This is a genomic window from Deinococcus alpinitundrae, assembly GCF_009982895.1.
Classification (GTDB): Bacteria; Deinococcota; Deinococci; order Deinococcales; family Deinococcaceae; genus Deinococcus; species Deinococcus alpinitundrae.
The window spans coordinates 1-267 of sequence record NZ_WXZL01000287.1; the positions used below are offsets into that span (position 1 = coordinate 1).

At 29.2% G+C, this 267-nt stretch carries 1 protein-coding gene; it reads right to left on the bottom strand.

Annotated features, from left to right (window positions below):
* Window positions 1–261, bottom strand: a 261-nt coding sequence (locus GUI70_RS25765) for a potassium transporter TrkG (RefSeq protein WP_272952933.1), incomplete at its 3' end; no start/stop codon positions are given.
* Window positions 262–267 lie beyond the last annotated feature (6 nt).

A 267-nucleotide genomic window follows, 5' to 3' on the forward strand; every position in this document is an offset into this window, starting at 1 on the left:
TTCTAATAATACTGGGAAGCCGATTGATCCTAAAATTATTAAAAATATAACTATCGCTTGTACAAAATAATCATGTGCATAAGGAATTAATGACTTACCTGTAATATCTAATCCACCATTGGTAGTGGCAGAAATAGAAACAAAAACACCTTGCATGATTGCATATTTTAAATCTGGATTATCTCGATAAAAGTAAAATGCTAATAACATGGCTCCTACGAGTTCGATTACAAATATTGATTTTACAATATCAATAATCAATTTGAC